The following is a 19,513-nucleotide window of genomic DNA, read 5'->3' on the forward strand; positions in this document are numbered from 1 at the left end:
ATATTTGGGAACTCTAAACAGAGAGTTCTTTTGTATCGTTCATGTCGCGTCTCAACCGGAAAGCTTGGAAAATCCTGCGTGCCGAGATGGAAAAATGTACTGCTAGCGATCGCATCGTAGGAGAGGCATGGATCGTAACTACACAGAAGCGATCGATCGCCAACGTCGAACAAGCAAAACAATTAATCCCTCGATCGCAACTATGTCATCGCTCAGTTACAAAATCGCAAAAGAATTATTGGCTTCTCAATCGCAAAAGAATTATTGGCTTCAGCACGGCAAAGACAGAAACAGTTAGAGTAATCTCCCAAATGCAATTTAGATAAATTATTACGTTTTTTTGCTATGTAGTACTTATTTTTTTAAGTATTATAAAAGTTTAAATTCACTCACTCCAAAACAACTTACTATGGCTCGCAAATCATAAATTTTCGATGGCTAAATCGTTATTGGAGAAAAAAATAATGACAGAAAAATCTAATACAGATACAATTCCTTCAGGAGTAGTCGTTCTAGTGCTGGTTTTAGCCTTTATTCTTTTACTTTCAGGAGTTCTTTATTCACTTTCTGCTGTTGGTACGATTTAAGCGAAAAAATAGTTGAGTTTTTGTAGATTGAAGACGATCGCTTTATGATTGAAGGATAGACAATTATTTTATCCTTCAATTAATTATATTCTTGATGCGATTAAACGAGGCAAAATAAGAGACGCAGCGATCGCGTCTCTAACAATTTTTTAGGAGCCAAACAGAAATTTAACTATACTACGGCAGGTTCGAGCAACTTGACATTAGAAAAACCGAATTCTCTGGTCACTGTTTGACCGTTTTCTTCGGTTTGGATAACTCGGCTAGTCAAGATGTAATATTTGCCGATTTTTTCGTAATTGTCTTCAAACTCGCTTCGTCCCGCTTTGACTTCGCCCGTCTTGGAGTCTCGGTAGATAGAATCGTAGCGATGGGAGAGATAACCTTCTCCCGTATCGTGGCTGCTAAAAGTATCGATCGTCACGACAACCCCGTGAATGTGGCGATGGACGTGACAAACTTCATTATTGCGAACCTTATAGCGATCGCCTTGCGACTTCCCGCCAACCAGAATTTCTACTGCCCCAGTTTCATCGGTATCGCCGTAGCTAAATGTATTTTTGCCATGAGTCTCTTCAAAGGTTCGGCGGATGCGGTGGATGGCGGTTTCCCATAACTGTCCGTGAATTTCTTTTTTCGCCTGTTCGTCCGCTACCTCGAATACTTCACCACTCAAGTCTGGATTGACGCGAACTTTACCGCGAAAAACCTCGTCTCCTCGCCTGAAGGTGACATCAGCCGTGTATCCGGGGAAATTTTTCTCCCAAGTATAGCGGTTTTCATAGGCGGCGCGAAATAGATCGCGGGCTTCGATTCTTTCAGTCATGCGACTCTCCTTACTTTACTATCTCTAGTTTGACCGATCGAGCTACTTAGAAAAACTATTAGCAGTTTTCACTTTTTCTTTTAAGTTTTTGGAGCGACGATCGCGCCCATAAATACAATAGTTCCCGTTTGCTCGTCTCGAATTGCGCAGAAGAAAGGGCGTTCGACAACCATTGAAAACGGGTTGCTAGGATCGGCCGAGGTAACTTGCATGCCAGCGGAAGTGACAGCCGAAGCTTCAGTCCCCTCTTCATTAACTTCTACCAAAGTTTTGTGTTTGACGCGATCGACCCTCACCGGTTCGGAAGTCAGAGCAGTAAATTCGGCTTTGGTGCCGTCGAACATTGTCTTCATCCCTAAAGCAGCCAGAGCATTTTTAAGTTCGATTTCGTATTCGAGCTTAAAGCGGGGAATTTTTACTACTCCTTTTTGATTTTGAAACTGAGATAGCCATTGATTCCAATTTTGAGCGTTTAACTGTCCTAAAAAAGCATTCAAGTTACTGTTCTGTTTGGGCAGAAAAACGTACAAGCTCAATCGTCCGCTACCGTAGGGCAAGCTAACTGCTTGAAATTGTTGGTTTTCGTAATAGCGATAATTCCCCTGACGATACATCAGGGGATGCTGTTTGGATGTCCCGTCGGAAAGATAAAACGGCTGTTGGGCAGTCTGAGTTTTATCAAACGGCTTTGTCCAGGTACCTTTGAAATAAATGGCATTAATTAAAAACATTGCGTCGTCGGGGTTGATGCGATCGACAATCTGAGCGATTTTGCCTTGCGTACTTTCTTCTACCCAAAGATTAATGATTCCTACTGCGTCGGGACTGGCAAAATCTAAGTTGGTGACTTGTGCCTGGTAGAATTGCCGAGTGTTTTTGAGAAATTGATGTCGAAAGGAAAAGCCCTGTCTTGCCCACAGAGAATTGGCGATGGAGAGCTGGACTTTGGTATCGGCGTTTTGCAAAGATCCGCGTAAAGATTGATTGGCAGCATTAATGGCTCCGAGATCTATCCCACCCAAAGCCATTGCCGTTGACATTTCCTGTTGGGTTGCGCCGCTTGCGCCATTGTAGAGCATCGATAGAGCGATCGCGACGCTAGCAGGCGAGAAAAAGACATTTTGATTTTTACTGGTTTTGACCATTTCTGAGAATAGCCTAAAGCCAAATTGGGTATTGGCACTGACCAGTTTTCCGTTGGGATTGGCTTGCTTGGGGGCTAGGGCCATGTCGCTAAATTTGAAGGAGGAATCGGGGTGGGTAGCTAGAGCCATGTTGTTTAGGCGGGAACTCAATCCGATCGAAAACGTTAATAAAGTTATCGTCCAAGTCGCGATCGCCGTTTTTTGTTTCATCGGGGGGGTTTTAAGTTGCAATATTGTTCGCTATCTCAATAATGACGCTATGGGGTAACTTTCTGACGAGAGGCTACCTTAGCAAACCTTGCCTAAGTTGGCATTTTGTCGAAAAATTCACGAAGTTAGAGGAGGACGCGATGGGACGGCGGAGTATCTCTAACCCGTACTGAAGCTATACTCGATCGCGACTCAATTCAATCGTAAACTGTTAGGAGGAAGCAACGGAGGTTATCGAAACTGTGAACTTACCGGACATTATTCAAAAAGGCGGGCCAGCTATGTGGCCCTTGCTGTTTTTATCTATTCTGGCGCTCAGTACCATTCTCGAACGCCTTTGGTTTTGGGCAAGAATGCTTCTCAAAGAAGGAGAGGTTTCTACTCGCATTCTCGAAACCGCAGCCCGCAATTGGGATCTGGCATCCAAGGTCGCGCGGGAAAACCGCAAACATCCAATCGGAGAATTGCTCTATGCGCCCCTACGCCTTTCCGAACCCGACCCAGATGTTTTTCATCTGGCGCTAGAAGCTGCCGCTGACGAACAGCTAGCCACAATGCGACGGGGAGATAAGATCTTAGAAGCAACGATTGCCATTGCTCCTCTGCTGGGGCTGCTCGGTACGGTATTGGGTCTGATTTATTCTTTAGGGGACCTACGGATTGGCGACTTGGGAACGGCTTCTACAGCTGATGTTCCCATCGGTATCGGTCAAGCTTTGTATTCCACGGCAGCAGGGCTGATCGTTGCCATTTTCAGTTTGATCTTTTATCGACTCTTTCAAGCCTTTTGGTCCAATCAAGTAAGAGTGTTTCGCAAAGCCGCAAGCGAGTTGGAATTAATTTATCGGCAGCGCTGGATGGAGATCCAGGAGCAATCTTATGCTTTCGATGTCAATGATGTTAATCTGGAAACGTCAGACCCCCTCGATAGCTAAGATATAAGGCAATATCTATAGACGATATTCTAAGAGCGAATGAAAGAATCACATTCTCGAACAAACGCGAGCCGTACTGGGGCTACCCCAATAGCCTTACGTTACTTTAGGCTGTGGCACGATCGCACGGATAATCAAGAGGTACGGATTGAAATCGTACCGCTAATTGACGTTGTTTTTTGTATCTTAATCTTCTTTATTTTGGCTGCTGTTAGTTTTTCTCGCCAGCAAGCGATCGGCTTAGATTTACCCAAAGCCAGTACCGGCAAGCCTCAGATGCGAGAAATGCTAGTCGTCAGCCTCGACGATTTGGGACAAGTCTATGTCGAACAACAACTCGTGACTAGCAATCAGCTGTTTCAAGCCCTCAAAAACTATCATCAGTATAATCCCAACGGATTAATAGTTCTTCACGCCTCCAGAAATGCTAGCTACAACGAAGTGGTTCGAGTCTTGGACATGCTGCGGGAGGTAGGCGGCAATCGCGTGGCGCTAGCGACTTTACCTGGTGAATCGGAAGCATCGGAAGCAATACAAGGAAATTTGACTCCTAACTTCAACAACAACTTGCCTTCGGGAACGAATTTGCCCGGAGGTTCTCCCTATTCTCTGCCGCCGAACTTGCCTCCTTCTACGCCCAATTCTGGGTTGGGCAACTCTCAATCCAATCCCTATGCTCCCTCCGTTCCTAGCTTACCCAGTCCCCCCAATACGACTCACGGCAGAAACAATTAATTTGGGAGCCGGGGAAAAACAGTCGCTAAGAATTGATCCGACAAGCCAGTAATTGTTCTTCTAAAGCAGCAATGCGATTGTAGGCAGCCGTCAACTGGGCTGTCAGCCGTCGGATCTGAATATCCGAGGACAAGGTTTGCCCGCTTTCGGAATTGAGACGGAGTCGCTCTTCGCCATCATCAACGAGAATATCTTTGTGATCCGTCAGCGACTGAAAGTGTCCGTTAGTTTGAGATAACGAACTTCTGAGAGAATTTTTGCTCGGAAAATTCGCCAGTTCGTTCTCTGGCAATTGTTGCCTCTCCAGAATTAGAGTAGAGATGCGATCGCTAATGCGTTCGACAAGTTCGTGCAGTCGATCGACTTTACGATCTAGATCGAAAATTTGTTGTTGTAGCGTATCCATAAAATTACCTGGCTATATTAAGTTCTTTGTTTCCCATCCTATGAGCATCACAAAAAAAACTGATAGGATTCCCGATTCATTTAACTATTGCTTCACCACTCTTAATTAAAGGCTTCAAATTCTATGGAAATCAGTCGTATTCTTCGATCGTTTTTGGCAATTAACTGCCAACGGAGTTTTTGGAGTTATTGAAGAAGAACGGGAATTTTGCTTATATAGCAATAATGGTCAAAATATATTTATTTTTTCGCTTTTTTCAACGCATAACCGCTTTGTTGTCTGGCAATTTACCAAGTGTTTTTTTGAGTAGTAAAAATCGATCGCATTGGGTCTATGCTTAGCCGTCGCTCCTTTTTAGTCGGTACGGGAACAATAGCACTCGCGCAATGCTTGGCTGGATGTAACAATCGGCAAACAGCCTTGCAAATTTTGCTGCTACAAGGAACTATCCCGCCGCAGCTAATTGGGTCATTTCATGGGCAAATAGATCGCGAAAAAGCATTTTCCTTCAAACCAGAGGCTCAACTCAAAGATCTCTTTGATTTGCTAAGAATTTGGCAGCAAAAACCTCAAAATCAGTCAGCGTGGTACGATAGAATGCCTGTGATTGGCAAGGAGACACCTACTAGCGCCGATTTAGTAACTTTGGGGGACTATTGGCTGGAGAAGGCAATTGTTGAACAATTAATTCGACCGTTAAATGTCAACGATCTAACCGGATGGCAGCGATTACCTACTCGCTGGCAGGCATTGGTAAGGCGAAACGAGCAAGGGATGCCCGACGAACGAGGTCAAATTTGGGGCGCGCCCTATCGTTGGGGCAGCACTCTGATTGCCTATCGCCAGGAGGAGTTTGAGAAGTTAGGTTGGTTGCCCACGGATTGGGGAGATTTGTGGCGAGAGGAATTGCGCGATCGCATTTCTCTTTTAGACCAACCGCGAGAAGTTATCGGTCTGACGCTCAAAAAACTCAAGCATTCCTACAACAGCCAAGATTTGAACAAAATTCCCAACCTAAAATCGGAGCTATTGTCGCTGCACCGACAGGTAAAATTCTACAGTTCAGATCGCTATCTCCAGCCTTTGATTTTAGGCGACACTTGGCTTGCCGTGGGGTGGTCTAGCGATATCCTCGCCCTAACAGAGCGCTATCGAACTATTAAAGCAGTCATTCCGCGATCGGGTACCTCTCTTTGGGCAGATATATGGGTACAGCCTGCCTCTGTACAAGAAACTAGCGATCGCACTTCTCTATTAAAGCAGTGGATTGATTTCTGTTGGCAAACTCAGTCAGCCAATCAAATTTCTCTGTTTACCAATGCTGCCTCCCCAATCGTACTCAACCTTAAAGCCGACGAATTGTCTAAAGACATCCGTAAAAATCCTTTGCTGCTAATCGAACCTCAAATTTTAGACAAGTGCGAGTTTCTCTATCCCCTTCCCGCTCAAGTCCAGAAGGAATACGAGACTCTCTGGCGGCAGGTGCGGGAGACTGGAAGACAAGGAGACAGGGGATCGGGCAAATCTGACTGATAACGATATTAGTAGTGCGAGCATCTTGCTCGCGAAGTGCTTAAAAGCAAGCAAGACGCAAAGAGCCAAGAAGCTTTCGCGATCGCAAATATCAATTAAAATTACTGCATGGTGCCGAAACCCAATCGCCAATTAGAAACTTTTTGTGCTACAGATCGTCATTCTTGGCGAGAATGGTTGGAGAGAAACCATCGCACCTCTGTCGGTGCATGGCTAATCTACTACAAAGTAAAAAGTGGAAAGCCGAGCGTTCGATATAGCGAAGCGGTAAAAGAAGCCTTATGCTTTGGCTGGATTGACAGTAAAGTCAAATCCCTCGATCGAGAACGCTATATGCAAGTATTTACACCCCGAAAACCAAAAAGCGTCTGGTCAAAATTAAATAAATAAGCAATATATTGAAGAACTTATAGAACAAGGGTTGATGACTGAGGCTGGTCTTGAAAAAATTGAGGCGGCAAAACAAGATGACTCGTGGAACGAGTTAGATGCGCTCGAAGCGTTAATTATTCCGGCAGACTTAAAGCAAGCCTTAGAAGCTAACAAAACCGCTAACAGGTATTTTGAGGCATTGAGTAACTCATCGAAAAAAAAATATACTCTTTTGGATTGAAAGTGCTAAACGTCCGCAGACGAGGTTGAAAAGAATTGAGCAAACCATAAACTCGGCAGCGCAGAACCAAAATCCATTGACACGATGACAGCGATCGCAACTTCTTCAGAAATTTTGCGATCGCGACTCAAGGTAATCTTGATAATAGGTTTGCAGCAAGTTTTCCAATTGCTCTTGGGGGCAGCACTCGATTAGCGCTTCAAAAGCCTCTAGCAATTTTGCCGCACTGTCTCCCAAAAACGGACTCAATCCCCAAACATCCTGTACCCAGTCCTGTGGGTTTTCCTCCTCAAAAATCAAACGTTCTAGGAGCTGCTTTGCTTCTGCTTTCGAGATCGACATAGCGCTTATCCGTTGCTAGAGAAAAAGGCTTTCGTAGTGGTATCCTATCAAATCCTCAATGGGATTCGTCCGAACTGGTAATCGGCAAAGCCGAGGCAGAAGCTGCCTCCAGCTGGCGGGAGAACGTCGGTAACTCGTCACTGATAACTGGTTCGGGTAAATAGTCACGGAGTACTTTCTGCGTCTCGGCTAGATCGCTTGCTAAACCAATCTGATGTCGTTCGACCACTCCCAATACCTTGCGAAGATTATCTCGTTCTACCACGGGCAGCAAATACAGCCCCCTCGCTTCCATTCTTACCAAAACTTCATTAACGGGTTCGTCCTCGTGAGCGTAGAGAACTTCCTCGATACAAATCTCTCGGAGTGGTTGCTCGATAATGCGATCGATTGGATGGAGTTCTGCGGACGGCTCTTTGATTGGGAGAACGAGCCTGCGCTTGATATCAGCCAGCGAGATAATTCCTGCGAGCTGCTGCATCTCATCAAGCACTAAAGCCGTATGACATTTATTCTGACACATGATCTGACCTGCCTCTAATAAAGACATAGAAGCGGGCAAGCCTAAATAAGAGTGCCCCATAACTAAGGCAGTCGGTAAATGCTCTAAAGGCTCTTGTTCTTCCTGCTTTTCCAAGTTCACTCCCATTTGTTGCAGTTTGAGATCTGGGAGCGACTGGCTCGATTTCAAGCGCTCGACTATCCAAACGCTAACTCCCACCGCAGTCATCAAAGGAAGAATGATGAGGTAGTTTTGGGTCAACTCAAATAGGAGAATAATCGCCGTCAGAGGAGCTTTGGCGCTGCTAGCTAACACGGCTGCCATTCCCACCATCGCATAGGCAGCGGTCGGGGCAATCTCAACTGGTAGTGCTAGCGTCAAGATATTGCCATAAATCGCTCCCAAACAAGCTCCCAAAAACATGGCGGGAGCAAAAATTCCTCCCACCAAACCACTGCCCAAACAAATTCCCGTCAGGAGCAATTTGAAGAGTAACAGCAGGCACAGCAGCGGCAACGAATAGGATTCTTTTCCTTTGAGAATGACCTCTATCGTTCCATAACCAACGCCGAGAACTTGAGAAAATTGTAGGGCTACCAAACCGACACAAGCTCCTCCAATAACGGGTTTTATCGCCTCAGGAAGTTTTCCCAACCAAACCAAGCCAGGAACTTTTCCTTGAAAACTCGCTTGAAAAAATTGAATTCCCCATACGAAAAGCATAGAAACAAGACTAGCCAATAAGCCCAATCCCAAGTAAAGGAGCCATTCCCAGTTACTCAAAACCTGATAGGGAGGGAGATCGAAAGCCGGACGCGCCCCCATACAGATCCGAGCAATGACTGCCGAGACGACGGCTGATAAGAGAATTAGACTGGCGGCTGGGGTGGTGAAGGTGGTTCCCAATACGACTTCTAGAGCAAAGAAAACCCCAGCAATGGGCGCGTTGAATCCTGCCGCTAACCCTGCGGCTGCCCCGGCACCGAGCAGAAGTCGATAGCGTTCTTTAGAGACTTGAAAGACCTGTCCTAAGATGATGCCGACGTTAGCACCAATTTCGACACTGGGACCTTCCGGTCCTAGAGAAGCGCCCGTTCCTAGCGAAACGGCTGCTGCTAGCATCTCGATCGCGGGTCGTAGGGGGGAGAGCGGCTGCACCCTCGTGTCGCTCAGCAAAGCTAATAATCCCTGCCCGAAGAACTCTGAAAACTGCCATCGCATCAACCCGACCAAGCATCCGCCTAAGATGGGAATGAAGGCTACCATCCAAGCTCCCCAGGGCGAAATATAATCGAGTAGCTCGTTAAAAGCTAGGGTTTGAAACAGAGCGATTAGATGATGGAAGAGGATCAGCGCCAGTCCCGTGCTGCCGCCAATAAACAGAGCAGAAATCAACACCAGGACTTCTGGCGACGGTTGCAAGCGATTGAGAAAACTGGTTAAGCGATCGGATAGGGAAACTGGCTTGGGCGTTGGCGGGAGAAGAACTTTGGATTCGGGCAGGGCAGTAGTCATTTAAAGTAAAGAAGGCAGGCAGCTTGGAATTCAAATTTGTCCGAGGGGAGATGGGAATTATCCGATCGTAGAGAACCACCGCGCGATCGCCGGGTTTCTCATTTTAAATTTTGCAATATTTAGATTGAACCTTAAAAGTTTCAGTCTTAGAAATCCTAATGACTTCGCGCTCGACTTTGGGGGTAGCTTGACGCACCCGCATCGTCAGATTTCGAGCGATCGCTCTGGGCAGGCATTAAATTTCCTAGTCTTTTTCTACTGTACCCGGTTTTTCCGCGATCGGTAAACGGTTACAACTTTTGCAGGGATTGCTAAATGTCTAAGCCGTATACTCTATCACCAATTGATTCTTACCCTGTCGGCACAAATTTGAGTCTCGATTGTCTTTTTCATAAGCTCTCAAGTTCCGGGATCTCTATTATTCCCTCGCTAACTAACACTGAAGATCCCCCAACTCGAATTTCTTTGATTTGGTTATTTTCTTTATCAGCCTCCACTTGAAGAATGCTAGGTCTTCCCATCTCGAAACCTTGCTCGACAACCCATTTTAAAGTTCCATCGGTTAGGGGATGACGAGTTCCTAAATAACCTGCCAGCGCAGTTGCAGCCGAACCTGTAGCGGGATCTTCTTGGATCCCAAATCCCGGATCGAACATTCGCGCCCTAATGTCCGATCCCTCTAGCTCTGGATCGTAGCAAAAGGGATAGACTGAGGATGTCCAGTAGTTCGACAGCAATTGTTGCCAGCGTTCTCGATTCAGTTTCACTCGTCCTAGTGCCTCGCGATCGCGCAAGGGAATAAACAGAAACGGTAAGCCACAGGAAACCGCTTGCGGATAATCTTCTCCATTGAGCAAATCAGAGATTTCTAGAGACAGCATTGAGGCAAGTTCGGCAATAGGAGGCGATTCGGAACCAAATTGGGGCAATTGTGAGGCAGTCAGTTCGCTATAGATAGGTTTACCTGCTTCGGCACGAATTTTCACCGGAACCATACCGATGCCTTCTTCAAAGATGACTGTTGTCACTTCGCCTTGCAGCGCGATTTCTCCAATGGCACTGAGAATGTAAGCCGTTCCTACGGTAGGATGACCTGCAAAAGGAATTTCAGTAGCAGGCGTAAAAATTCGCAGGCGGCGAGTGCCTTGGGAAGTTTCGGCAGGAAGGACAAATACGGTTTCTGAGAGGTTAAATCCCTTCGCTACCCGTTGCATTTGCTGGGCGTTCAATCCTTGTGCATTGGGAAGAACGGCTAAAGGATTGCCGCCAAAGATGCGATCGGTAAAAACATCGGCTGTGTAAAATTTATGGCGCATAACTTTCTCCTGTCACTTTATCTCGTTTTGGAGAAGTGAGTAACTTAAATAAATGTTCGTAGAGCTATATGCTCGACTGACAAGAGGAATAAAGTTTTATTGTAAGTCAAATTTTCACAAAAAATCGCAGAGATTAGGGAATTTGCTGTAATTAATAAAAAAATCTGTGAAAATATAAATGTTAATCGATCTTGCTTCTTCTTGTTTTTAACCGATAACTTCCAAGCTAACCTTACCGTTACCTGTAACCGAGCGCAGTCTCATGTCTTCGATCGAGTTTTCTGCCAGAAAGCAGACTGAGTTATTTGACCTATTAAAGCAGCGTCAATTTAGCGGTCAACTATTGCTAGCTGACTCGAAACAACGACGATGGACTTTTTATCTATCCGCAGGTCGTATCATCTACGTTGGTGGAGGCATCCATCCTACCAGGCGATGGCAAAGAAATTTAGTCCTAGCCGCTTCGCATATCCCTGAGATTCCCGCTCATCCTTCGATCTGGCAAAGAGTTTTAGAAAAAAATGCTCCCGAAAGCCTTCGGTTTGGCTGGGAGTATCAGCTATTATGCTTTTGGGTAGATCGACAAGAGCTGACTTTCGAGCAAGCCACCAAGACAATCTGGTTCGATCTAGTAGAAGTCTTATTCGATCTAAATCAGGTAGGGGAAGTTTCGTTCAAATTGCGCGAGGATAAGTTGCTTTCTGCTAGATTAGTAGCTATTGAAGCTCAAGATGCGATCGCGATTGCCGAGAAACTTTGGCTGGCTTGGCAAGCAGCTAGCGCCACAGAGTATTCTCCTCACATGGCATTGGCAATCGAACATCCAGAAAAACTTAGGCAATATTTTTCAGATCGCCAATATCAATCACTGCTCGAACTGGGTAACGGACAAAATACTCTACACGATTTAGCCGTTCGACTCAAGCGAGAAGTCGTTACTATCATCCGTTTATTTTTGCCCTACATCGCCTCGGATTTGATGAAACTAATCGACATTCCCGATTTACCCCCACCAGTTTGCCTACCCATGTTGCCACAATTTGTCTCATCGGCAACACCAACTCAACAGCCGTTGATTGCCTGCGTCGATGATAGTCCTCTGATTTGTTATTTTATGGAAACGATCGTCAAACAAACCAATTGTCGGTTTATCGCGATCGATGATTCCCAGCAAGCCATCAAGATTTTGTCAAATTGCCGACCGGATCTCATTTTCTTAGATTTAGTCATGCCCAAAGCCGACGGCTATGAAATTTGCACTCAGTTACGCAAGCTTCCCATGTTTCGCCGCACTCCTATTGTCATTCTGACTGGCAACGATGGAATTATCGATCGCGTTAAAGCTAGGCTTGTAGGCGCTTCGGGTTTCATCAATAAACCAGTCAAGTCAGAGATAGTTATAGGCATCCTCCGCAAGTATTTCAAAACAATTGTCGGGCAATCGCTCCTCGATCCGGACGACGAAGTTAAATATAGAGGTCGTCCGGTGAGATAGTAGGGAAGCACAGCCGCGCGCCCGTACAGTTATGAGTACAGTTATAAAATGTAGTGCGGGTATCCTACCCGCGCCCGCTTCTCTTGACAATCGCATTCGGGCTATGGTAGTAACCTTGCAATCGGGTTGGGTGTGAAATCCTCTGTACGGGACAAAAAACAGGGTGAAGGTTGCCAACCGTTACAGAAAAAGGGTTTCATAGAAAGCTATTAGACAATTCCTGAAACCCTATGAACCAGATTAACCCAATGCGACAAACTTTAAAACCCCATCTTGACTAGCATGGCGCGCGTCTGAACTTATCCGCTGGTCCCGATATTTTTGTATTTTTTATGAAAAGGCGATCGCTTGTTAACTCAAAACTCGAAGTTGTGAAGTTGAGCGAAGAAGTAGCAAGGCGCATCATCAGTAGAAATAGTGGTTAAAGAACTAGCGAGTACCTAAATTGCCTAATCAAAAACCAGAATAATGGTAAAGCCGATTTCAATTGTTGCCTATTCTCAATGTCTTTTGATAACCTCTGCAAGCTGCTATCGGAAAAATATCCTGCTAACTTCGCCAATTGGATTTTAGGTACACCCCAAACAACCGTCCAAGTCCTCAAAACCGAATTGAGTATTGAACCGATACGCGCTGATTCGGTTACCTTTTTGCAACTACAAGAACGGCTCTTTTACACCTGGAATTTCAAACCAAACTGGAATCAACGCCGCCCTTACCTTTACGGATGCTGGATTACTGGGTGCGATTGTATCGCTTATATCGTCTACCAGTTACCCAGGTTGTTGTCTTATTACTTCTCCCCCGCCAGAAACAGTCATCGAAACATCCTTTCACATTGAAACCACCCATCACGAATATAGGGTAATGCGCATGTGGGAGGAAAACCCAGAAATCTTCTTCAACGAGGAGGTATTGTTACCATTAGCACCGCTTGCAGCGACCAAGCAACCGCCAATTTTGCTGCAACAAGTTGCACAACGAATTAATCAACTTGCCGTGGAGAAGCGGGCAAAAATTTCCGCTGCTAAAACTTCGGATAACATAATTTTTTTGCTCTGTCTGCGTTCTTCTCTCTGCGTCTTTGCACGCTGCGTCTTTGCACGAGATATTATTCTTTTGATATTATTCTTTTGCCTGCAATCGCCTCACTAAATCGTAAAATGGTTCCCAATTATCTTCATAAGCAATGGGTTCCCATACTGATTCGATCGCGGGTCTGAGCAAAGCCGTTTTGGGATTATAATATCGCAAGCGATCGCCGATTTTTTTCATCTCATCAACAGGCAATTGATTTAAAGTCTGATGATATAATCTTCGCCAATTTTCCCAGTCTGCTTTTGGCAATTTAAGATTTTCTAAAATGAGCGAACTATCCTCTCGCCATCCATAATTAAACTGCTGGGATAGCTCAAAAAAGAAATCATGATAACCTATTTCAGTTTCTTTGAGAATCTCAATGGTTTTCTCTAATAACTCTTTTGATTCTGGCGTCGATAAATTATCGAATCCTAATTTATTCATCATCAACTGATGATAATAAATGTAATAATACTCATCAAATAATGCTAAACCCTTCTCTAACTCAGAAAGTGGAATTACCATCGATAAAGAGACTTGAAGCATTTCGAGATTTAACCGACAAATATAGGGTTGATTGCCGTAACTATAGCGTCCGCCATAATCGAAATAGGCAGCAGTAAACAATGGATTATAGGTGGGAATAAATGCATAGGGACCGTAGTCAAAACTTTCCCCGGTAATCGACATATTATCTGTATTCAATACCCCATGACAAAATCCTGCTGCCATCCATTGCGCAACTAATTTTGCTACTCGCTTAACTAATGCTGCATAAAATTCAACATAGCGATTCTCTGAGTTAGCAACTTCTGGATAGTAACAATCGATGACGCGATCGAGTAGTGTATGCATTAAATCGCGACGTTGGATGTAACGCAATCGTTCAAAAGTACCAAATCGAATGTGAGAACGACTCATGCGAACCATCACTGACGAACGAGTCGGAGACGGTTCGTCTCCTCGCCATAATGCCTCTCCCGTTTCAACCAAACTTAAACAGCGAGACGTATCTACGCCGAGATAATGCAATGCTTCTGCCGCCAAAACCTCTCGAATGCCACCTTTGAGAGTTAATCTACCATCGCCATTTCTCGAATAGGGAGTTCTCCCCGAACCTTTCGTCCCAAAATCATATAATTGACCGTCAATGCCACGTACTTGTCCGTAGAGAAATCCCCTGCCGTCTCCTAGAAAGGGATTATATTCCCCAAACTGATAGCCATGGTAGCGCAGTGCCAAAAAAGGACGAATCCCCTGAAATTTTCCAAATGCTTCAATAAAGTGAGAATCATGAACGGACTCGGGATTTAATCCCAACTTAGGTAATAATTGGTCGTTGCGGAAGCGAAGAATGTGCTGGGGAAATTCTGCGGCAGAAACTTCATCAAAGTAGTCGTCTCCCAGCAATTCTAAGGCAGGTTCGTAATCGAGATTGAGAAAAGGATTGGGGGATGTTTGCGTCATCTGATGAGTTAAGAAAGTTAGCAACCTTTATATACCCTAACCCAGACGCGATCGAAAAAAATTATTTCCTTAATTCCTCTGCAACCTCTCAGTGTCAATCCAGAATTGTTGCACTGCATCATTAAAAGAACAACTAGCCTTTCAAAAAATAATGGGGGACAAATTCACAAAAAACACTCGCCCGTCGGAAGTTTTAACTTCCTGATTCGGTTCGACAATTGGATCGCCGATTTGCCAAGGGCGCTCTCGATTGGCCACGATCGAGAGATGGCGTTCGCTCCGGTTCGTATCTGAGGAATTCGGTTTCGGAATCTCGATGGCAGCTCCCGAGCGATCGAACCCAGAATTAGGACTCAAAGGAAGCCCGCCAGACCCGACATAGGTTAAAGTCTCCCTTCCCCTGGCATTGGTACGATTGAAACAACTGGTAGCGACACAAGGTACGAACAAGGTACGAAAAAGTATAATCCCGTGCCCAATTTTAAAAGCCAAAGCCAAGATCGATTTGCTTTGCGTTTAGGAGTGGTGGATAAGACAACGAACTCTTGAGAGGGCATGCGCTCGTACTCTCTAACCCGACTCTAACCAGACTCAACAACTTCAGATCTCCCATGTCTTCTCCCAAGTCTTATAATGTCATTGCCACCCCGTCAGATGAAATAGCCCTGCGTAGCGACTATGGATTACCAACAAAACCAAATAGTTTGGCAAAGCCGCCCAGTATTGCGATGATTAGAGCGACAAATACCCCACGATTGACAAAATCGACGCTATCAATTCGTTTGCTTAATCCATCGACTTTTTCATCAAGGGCATTAATTTTTCCGGTCAATTTGCCTTCTAATCCGGTTAGCTTCTCTTCTAGTCTGGCTTGCCCTATTTCCATCTTGTTAAGCCGTTCGTCCATCTTGTCGAATTTTGCCTCGAACTTTGCATCCATCTTGTCCAGCTTCTGGTTAATTTGTTCGAGCGCTTTGCTTAGTTCGGTCGTAACCTGTATCGGTGTGTCGGACATTTTGCTAAACTCCTGTTAGATGCAAAAATCTCTAGATCTCCCCTGGCTACCACCAGGGAGTTGTCTTAAATTATCCGCGAGATTCCCTCCGGTACGCTACGCGTTCGCCACGCCGAAATGTGCCGCTGCTTCCTTCCAGCTATTTGGATACATCCATTGCAAATATTCGACTCACGGTTCGCTTAAATTAAAAATACTTAAGAAATTAAAATCATCCCATGATTGTGCAACGCCTCTTTGCAAGCTCTCATCCATTCTTCGTGTTGAAGTGGATAGAATTTTCCTTGGATTTTTTGCATTTTTTCCCATGACGATAAAGACTGTGTGCGATCGCTGTTTGGAGAACGAGCGATCGCGGTTAGATTAATCAATCAAAAACTCAGCAGGGATTTTGCCTTTAAGTTAAGCGTTAACTTTCTCAACAAACGCTTTCCCCCATGCCTTAATTTGCTTGGCAGTGTCTTGAGCCAAGTCAAATAGTCCATCAACAATGACATGATGTTCGCCATTGCGATCGGCTTTCAGTGCAGCCTTAATGTCGCTGGCGTAATCTCCTGCTAGCTTTTGAGCTTGTTGCTCGTCTTTCCCTTGACGTTCCCAACCTTCTAACTTGTCTAGCTCTTGGCAGGTTTTGTCTTTGTGCCAAAGGTAAAATGGGGTTCCGTCCTTTAAAGGAGTAGATTGGTCAATTCCATCCGATAAAGCTGCTGTAGGACTTTTGTTAATTTCCTCTTTTAACCCTAATTGAGTTAGAGCTTTTCTACTGCGATCGCGCTTTTTCCGTATATCAGCCCTAGTTCTTTTTGGTTTTTCCAATTTTCCAAGTAGCTTTAAACTTGTTTTTTGATTTGCTCATCGTCTTTTCCTTAAAATATTTGTAATCGATTACTTTTTCAAGGATCGGCAAAGGCAATCCGCGTCTTTTTTTGTGCCTTCCAGCTTTTCAATTGTCAGATTTATACATCGCTTTGGGAAGTACCCTTGCCAATCGGTGGTAAGTTGGTGGTAAGTTAATGTTTGAGAATAGCGATTGCTGTATTCAATTTTAGTTAATTTACAAGAATCGACTCAAATCGAACTCTTCGTTGGTTGCTTCTTCCTCAAATCTCTCCTCACTCAAAATTAACAACAAGCGGTCTGTATAATCTACGGCGCCTCGCAACTCGTCCCGTAATTTTTCTAATCCTCCATTGGCATATTCTTCAAAAATTTGCACTCGTTGTTCCTCTGCATTTAGGTCATGAGTTGAGAGAATTTGCGGATCTTTTGTTTGAGCGATCGCGAGTAACTTAATTACGGTATCGTATCCTCTAGAAATAAAAATTTCTAAGCTAATCGGTGCGGGTTCCGTATTAGAAATAGTTACTAAAGGCACTCGCTTATTATATTTTGCTCCTAAAGCAGCTGCAAAGATGATGGCATCGGCATAGGTTTGAAAAGGTCCCTTGGCACCATTAAAATCGACTAATGCTTTTACCAATTCTGCTTTCTCTTTTGCAATTCTAATTCTTGGTAGTGCCATTTTTTAGCTTATTATTAGCGATCGCGTTTAAAATTTATTATGGCGCGATTTTAAAGTCAGTTCTATAAAGATACGATGAAATCTCCAAAGATTCTTATTTCTAGTATCGCGATCGCACTCTTAATTTTACTCCTGGGACTTCTCAATTTTACCTACACCCCAGCAATCGTTGCTAGTAATAACCCCAGTGCTTATTATCAACAACGTGCCTTCCACAGTCGCGATGGCATTGGCAAGTTTTATCTGGGACGAGAAATTGCTAAAGTCATGGGGCACCAGGAAATGTTATGGTTAGAACGCCCTAGTAGAGAACTTCAAGAACAACCCAAGAAAGTTATCGAAGCGCTGAATTTAAAACCGACTGATGTCGTTGCAGATATCGGTGCGGGAACGGGATATTTTAGCTTTCGCATAGCATCTTTAGTTCCCCAAGGCAAAGTCTACGCCGTGGATATTCAACCCGAAATGCTGGACGTTCTTAACTTCCTAAAAACTGAGAATCGAGTGACTAATGTCGAGACAGTTTTAGGCAGCGTTAGTACCCCTAATTTATCCCCTAATAGCATCGACTTGGCGTTGATGGTCGATGCCTATCACGAATTTGAATATCCCAGAGAAATAATGGAAGAAATAGTCAAGGCACTCAAAAGGAATGGCAGAGTGGTTTTAGTCGAGTATCGCCGCGAAAATCCTTTAATTCCTATTAAAGCTCTCCATAAAATGACTCAAAATCAAGTTAAAAAAGAAATGAATGCTGTTGGTTTGTCTTGGAAAGAAACCCAAGAATTTTTACCCCAACAGCACTTTATGGTATTTAAAAAAAAAACAAAGGACAAATGACTAATGAGAAAACTAACTAGTCACCTCTGCCATTTCAATTACTCTTTCTTCGATATCTTTGACTAGAAAATTAAGCGGTTTTTCTCGGCGTACTTTAAATTTTAAACGTCTCGACTGTACGCGCAATAAAATTTGTTCTAAACAATCGCGATCGAAACAAACGTGCCGTTGACAATTTTTCTTGCCGTAACTCGCACCAGAGATAATATGTAATTGAGTATTTTTTTTCAATTGATACCAGAGTCCTTCCGTACTATTGTAGCGGGGACTATTCGTCGTTCTAGTAGGGCTGCTGGAAAAATAGAGCGGGTCAGCGCCTGCGGTGCCTAAAGTTTGTTCGTAATTATAGTAATAATGTAAAGGAACGTCTGCCACGGGCAAATTTAACAACCCTTCGTAAAACTCCTTAGCAACATCGAGGTCGGAAACCATGATCGTGTGAACTTTTGGCGCGCTAGTGAGAAACATCCACATCGCGATCGCATATGCCACTAAGAGCATTACCATGATGCCCTGAGTAGAAAAAACACTATCGATGGGCAGAAAAGCACCGAAATAAGGAGAAACAAACATAATAGCAGTCATTCGATCTGAGACTTTTTATCCTAGAGTTTAGACTAACCTCATGGTAGCTAACAGAGATCTAATTATAGATTAGCTTATCTAAATAGCTCCATAAACTGGCACTGCTGCGCCGCGAATGTCTTTAGCTGCATCTGAAGCCAGAAAGCAGATTGTTTCTGCCAGCGATTCTGCCTTGACCCATTGTGACGCTTGTGTTTCTCCCATTGCTTCGCGGTTGGCAGGCGTGTCGATAACGCTAGGAAGAACGACATTTGCGGTAATATTCGTCTCCTTGGTTTCTTGCGCGATCGCTTGCGTCAGCGCCACAACCCCGGCTTTAGAGGCACAGTACGCCGCCAATTGAGCACCTGGTTGCACAGCTCCCCTCGATCCGATCGTAATGATTCTCCCGTAACCGTGTCTCCGCATTGCTTTCAAGCAGTGCTTGCAAACGAGAAAAGTAGTATTGAGATTGAGATCGAAAGAAGCTTTCCAATCATCAAAGCTAAATTCGTCTGTCCTTCCCATCGAGAAACCGCCAACGAGATGAATCAAGACATCAACTCGTCCGAGATCGTTGACTAGCTTGGCTACGACGGATTCGTCATTTAAGTTGGCTTTGACAAAACGAATGCGATCGAAATCAGCAGCAGACATTCTTTCCTTAAGACGAGCAACGCCGCTTTCACTGCGATAGGGAATCGTAACCTGTGCCCCAGAAGCAACTACGGTTGGCGTTACTCCCAGTCCCAAACCGCCAGTGCCGCCCGTGAGTAAAACTTGTTTGCCTCTCATGACTTAGGAATTCCAGAAATCTTTATATCGACAGAACATGAGATAAAAGAGAAAATAGAAGTTAAACCAG

General features: G+C 44.5%; 21 protein-coding genes and 2 pseudogenes. 9 read left to right on the top strand and 14 right to left on the bottom strand.

The features are described 5' to 3' along the window. The first annotated feature begins 41 nt into the window (after positions 1–41). The gene (locus tag PLE7327_RS21430) at positions 42–326 is read left to right on the top strand and encodes a hypothetical protein (RefSeq protein ID WP_041392473.1); all 285 of its coding nucleotides are present in this window, start codon (positions 42–44) and stop codon (positions 324–326) included. A gap of 138 nt (positions 327–464) precedes the next feature. Beyond that, complete coding sequence (locus tag PLE7327_RS26210; RefSeq protein ID WP_015145857.1) at positions 465–587, top strand: hypothetical protein; 123 nt, start codon at positions 465–467, stop codon at positions 585–587. Between the two features lie 172 nt (positions 588–759). On the opposite strand, the gene PLE7327_RS21435 is transcribed toward PLE7327_RS26210, so the two are convergent. Together PLE7327_RS21435 and PLE7327_RS21440 are read right to left on the bottom strand one after the other, a co-directional pair. Then, a complete protein-coding gene (locus PLE7327_RS21435) occupies positions 760–1,413 on the bottom strand; it encodes a DUF3386 domain-containing protein (protein ID WP_015145858.1) in 654 nt (217 codons plus the stop codon). Between the two features lie 80 nt (positions 1,414–1,493). Then, positions 1,494–2,789 (bottom strand): serpin family protein, encoded by a 1,296-nt coding sequence (locus PLE7327_RS21440; protein ID WP_217523256.1) that lies wholly within the window; start codon positions 2,787–2,789, stop codon positions 1,494–1,496. Between the two features lie 221 nt (positions 2,790–3,010). Here PLE7327_RS21440 and PLE7327_RS21445 point away from each other — a divergent pair, with 221 nt between their 5' ends. Together PLE7327_RS21445 and PLE7327_RS21450 are read left to right on the top strand one after the other, a co-directional pair. Beyond that, a complete protein-coding gene (locus PLE7327_RS21445) occupies positions 3,011–3,703 on the top strand; it encodes a MotA/TolQ/ExbB proton channel family protein (protein ID WP_015145860.1) in 693 nt (230 codons plus the stop codon). 39 nt (positions 3,704–3,742) lie between these two features. Beyond that, entirely contained in the window at positions 3,743–4,438 is a 696-nt protein-coding gene (locus PLE7327_RS21450) for a biopolymer transporter ExbD (RefSeq protein WP_015145861.1), read from the top strand. Between the two features lie 25 nt (positions 4,439–4,463). Here the strand turns inward: PLE7327_RS21450 and PLE7327_RS21455 are convergent, their stop codons facing one another. Continuing rightward, on the bottom strand, positions 4,464–4,844 hold the full coding sequence (locus PLE7327_RS21455) for a hypothetical protein (RefSeq protein ID WP_015145862.1): 381 nt from the start codon (positions 4,842–4,844) through the stop codon (positions 4,464–4,466). A gap of 333 nt (positions 4,845–5,177) precedes the next feature. Between PLE7327_RS21455 and PLE7327_RS21460 the strand changes: the two genes are divergently transcribed. Both PLE7327_RS21460 and PLE7327_RS26785 read left to right on the top strand, forming a co-directional pair. Beyond that, the gene (locus PLE7327_RS21460) at positions 5,178–6,377 is read left to right on the top strand and encodes an extracellular solute-binding protein (RefSeq protein WP_015145863.1); all 1,200 of its coding nucleotides are present in this window, start codon (positions 5,178–5,180) and stop codon (positions 6,375–6,377) included. A gap of 108 nt (positions 6,378–6,485) precedes the next feature. Next, positions 6,486–7,078, top strand: a pseudogene (locus PLE7327_RS26785) (YdeI family protein). A 17-nt stretch (positions 7,079–7,095) separates the two neighbouring features. On the opposite strand, the gene PLE7327_RS21470 reads toward PLE7327_RS26785, so the two are convergent. From PLE7327_RS21470 to PLE7327_RS21480, 3 genes are all read right to left on the bottom strand, one after another. Then, positions 7,096–7,332: a hypothetical protein gene (locus PLE7327_RS21470; protein WP_015145864.1), complete on the bottom strand. Its 237-nt coding sequence runs from the start codon at positions 7,330–7,332 to the stop codon at positions 7,096–7,098. A gap of 55 nt (positions 7,333–7,387) precedes the next feature. Continuing rightward, complete coding sequence (locus tag PLE7327_RS21475) at positions 7,388–9,349, bottom strand: chloride channel protein (protein ID WP_015145865.1); 1,962 nt, start codon at positions 9,347–9,349, stop codon at positions 7,388–7,390. Positions 9,350–9,738: 389 nt separating this feature from the next. Beyond that, positions 9,739–10,665: a PhzF family phenazine biosynthesis protein gene (locus PLE7327_RS21480; RefSeq protein ID WP_015145866.1), complete on the bottom strand. Its 927-nt coding sequence runs from the start codon at positions 10,663–10,665 to the stop codon at positions 9,739–9,741. A 262-nt stretch (positions 10,666–10,927) separates the two neighbouring features. Between PLE7327_RS21480 and PLE7327_RS21485 the strand changes: the two genes are divergently transcribed. Both PLE7327_RS21485 and PLE7327_RS26790 read left to right on the top strand, forming a co-directional pair. Then, entirely contained in the window at positions 10,928–12,160 is a 1,233-nt protein-coding gene (locus PLE7327_RS21485) for a response regulator (protein ID WP_015145867.1), read from the top strand. 503 nt (positions 12,161–12,663) lie between these two features. After that, positions 12,664–13,186: pseudogene (locus PLE7327_RS26790) on the top strand (hypothetical protein); the annotation flags it as partial. 99 nt (positions 13,187–13,285) lie between these two features. Here PLE7327_RS26790 and PLE7327_RS21495 read toward each other — a convergent pair. From PLE7327_RS21495 to PLE7327_RS21515, 6 genes are all read right to left on the bottom strand, one after another. Beyond that, positions 13,286–14,707 (bottom strand): YdiU family protein, encoded by a 1,422-nt coding sequence (locus PLE7327_RS21495; RefSeq protein WP_015145868.1) that lies wholly within the window; start codon positions 14,705–14,707, stop codon positions 13,286–13,288. 141 nt (positions 14,708–14,848) lie between these two features. Beyond that, the gene (locus PLE7327_RS21500; RefSeq protein WP_041392475.1) at positions 14,849–15,205 is read right to left on the bottom strand and encodes a hypothetical protein; all 357 of its coding nucleotides are present in this window, start codon (positions 15,203–15,205) and stop codon (positions 14,849–14,851) included. A gap of 178 nt (positions 15,206–15,383) precedes the next feature. Further along, the gene (locus PLE7327_RS21505; protein ID WP_015145869.1) at positions 15,384–15,722 is read right to left on the bottom strand and encodes a hypothetical protein; all 339 of its coding nucleotides are present in this window, start codon (positions 15,720–15,722) and stop codon (positions 15,384–15,386) included. Positions 15,723–15,919: 197 nt separating this feature from the next. Further along, positions 15,920–16,093: a hypothetical protein gene (locus PLE7327_RS25040; RefSeq protein ID WP_186005348.1), complete on the bottom strand. Its 174-nt coding sequence runs from the start codon at positions 16,091–16,093 to the stop codon at positions 15,920–15,922. 31 nt (positions 16,094–16,124) lie between these two features. Then, complete coding sequence (locus tag PLE7327_RS21510) at positions 16,125–16,538, bottom strand: hypothetical protein (protein ID WP_015145870.1); 414 nt, start codon at positions 16,536–16,538, stop codon at positions 16,125–16,127. Between the two features lie 238 nt (positions 16,539–16,776). Continuing rightward, positions 16,777–17,244: a DNA phosphorothioation-associated protein 4 gene (locus PLE7327_RS21515; RefSeq protein ID WP_015145871.1), complete on the bottom strand. Its 468-nt coding sequence runs from the start codon at positions 17,242–17,244 to the stop codon at positions 16,777–16,779. Positions 17,245–17,319: 75 nt separating this feature from the next. On the opposite strand from PLE7327_RS21515, the gene PLE7327_RS21520 reads away from it, so the two are divergent. Further along, positions 17,320–18,084 (top strand): class I SAM-dependent methyltransferase, encoded by a 765-nt coding sequence (locus PLE7327_RS21520; RefSeq protein WP_015145872.1) that lies wholly within the window; start codon positions 17,320–17,322, stop codon positions 18,082–18,084. 12 nt (positions 18,085–18,096) lie between these two features. Here the strand turns inward: PLE7327_RS21520 and PLE7327_RS21525 are convergent, their stop codons facing one another. Together PLE7327_RS21525 and fabG are read right to left on the bottom strand one after the other, a co-directional pair. After that, positions 18,097–18,669 (bottom strand): hypothetical protein, encoded by a 573-nt coding sequence (locus PLE7327_RS21525; RefSeq protein ID WP_015145873.1) that lies wholly within the window; start codon positions 18,667–18,669, stop codon positions 18,097–18,099. 78 nt (positions 18,670–18,747) lie between these two features. Beyond that, positions 18,748–19,443 carry a 3-oxoacyl-ACP reductase FabG gene (gene fabG / locus PLE7327_RS21530; protein WP_015145874.1) on the bottom strand — a complete coding sequence of 232 codons (696 nt, stop codon included), beginning with the start codon at positions 19,441–19,443 and terminating at the stop codon, positions 18,748–18,750. Positions 19,444–19,513 lie beyond the last annotated feature (70 nt).

Origin of the sequence: Pleurocapsa sp. PCC 7327 (assembly GCF_000317025.1) — a bacterium.
Lineage (GTDB): Bacteria > Cyanobacteriota > Cyanobacteriia > Cyanobacteriales > Microcystaceae > Hydrococcus.